General features: G+C 41.9%; 1 protein-coding gene. It reads left to right on the top strand.

Annotated elements, in window-relative coordinates; translation table 11 throughout:
• The first annotated feature begins 140 nt into the window (after window positions 1–140).
• A complete protein-coding gene (locus FGQ85_RS18120; RefSeq protein WP_138374156.1) occupies window positions 141–1,613 on the top strand; it encodes a transposase in 1,473 nt (490 codons plus the stop codon).
• The last annotated feature ends 92 nt before the right edge of the window (window positions 1,614–1,705 follow it).

The following is a 1,705-nucleotide window of genomic DNA, read 5'->3' as shown; positions in this document are numbered from 1 at the left end:
TAGGCGTTTGCGAAACGCCACAAGCCGCATAAATACGGCATTTTTTGCTTTTAAAAACAAATAACTCCTCACCTGATATGGTATAATAGAGTTGCACAAAACTATAAACCACCATCCAAGAAAGGAGTTATTCTGATACTATGATACCATATAAACAGCTTTCTCTGGCAGATATTTTTTCAGATTGCCAAGAAAAATTTGAAACTGACAAACCTGCGTTTCTTTCTCTATTAGAAACCCATATCGACATTGATGAAATTATTCCGATTTCTTTCAGAAATCATTTTTATGCATCAACGGGCAGAACCCGTAAATACCCTTTGCATGCTCTCCTGTGGGCATTGATCATCCAGCGTATTTTCTCTATCCCTACAGACCAGCTTCTCCTGACTTTTCTCGCTTACTCGAAGCCACTCCGTGAGTTCTGTGGGTTTAAAAAAGTCCCGGACGCTTCCAAAATCACTCGCTTTAAACAGGACTTTTCAGATGACCTGCAGTTTATCTTTGATCATCTTGTTGATATTACAGAGCCCATCTGCCAGGCTATTGATCCTGCAAAAGCAGATTTAACCATCTTCGATTCTTCCGGTATTGAAGCTTTTGTCACCGAAAATAATCCGAAGTACGCTAACAGAATCATTCGGCAGGTTAAGGCCTATGCGAAAGCTCAGGGCTTTAATCAATCTTATGATCCCTATAAGGTTGCCTACGGCTCCATGCCGTCCCATGCTTCTGCTAATCCTGAAATTAAGCAGCTGTATATCAATGGGCATTTTTGCTATGTCTTCAAATTTGGCATTGTCACCAATGGGCTGGGCATTATCCGTCATATCTCTTTCTACAACAAAGACTTTATGGCGTCCCATCCTGATATTGTTGTCGAAAAGAAATCGGACTCCCCTGATGAGGATAAGTGTGTTCATGATTCCAAACTTTTGATCCCGACACTCAAAGACTTCTTTTCAAAGCATCCACTGATCAATCCCAAAACCTTCCTCGGAGATGCCGCTTTCGATACCGCTCAGCTTTATAAGAGCCTTCTTACCGGTGATACTTTTGGTAAGGACAGGCATTTCCAGAAAGCATATATTCCACTCAATGCAAGAGCAGGTCTTGAAAATCAGGATTATACTATCAATGAAGACGGGATCCCTTGTTGTCCTCATGATCCTTCCCTCCCAATGAAGTACGAATGCACTTCTAAACTAAGAAGCGGTGTTACCAGATTCAAGTTTGTCTGCCCCAAAATGAGATGGGCTTACGAGAAATCCACCCAAAAATCTTACAGACAATGCTGCTGTGAAAATCCTTGTACCACTTCCAGATGCGGGCGTATGGTTTATGTCTATCCGGAAAAGGATCTGCGGGCTTATCCCGGAACGATCCGCGGAACCGAAGAATGGGATAACACCTATAAAATAAGGACTGTTGTTGAAAGAGATATCAACCACATCAAAGATCATCTCTGTCTAGCAGGCCGTCGGACACAAAACGAGAAGACTTTACATGCTGATCTGATCCTTGCCGGTATCACTCAGCTGATTACTGTTGTTCTCGCCGATAAAATCAAACATCATGAATACATTCGAAGCTTAAAGCCACTCATAGCATAGGACTTACCACTTTCATAAAGCAGATAGCTTATTAAAGTGCGCCTAAAATATCCGGTTATCCACTTTTCATTCCAAAACTCCTTCCCTGTACG

Origin of the sequence: Pseudoflavonifractor sp. BSD2780061688st1 E11, assembly GCF_005844125.1 — a bacterium.
GTDB lineage: Bacteria > Bacillota > Clostridia > Lachnospirales > Lachnospiraceae > Sellimonas > Sellimonas catena.
The sequence above is the reverse complement of the archived record's forward strand: the minus strand, read 5'-3'. Positions and strand labels throughout refer to the sequence as shown.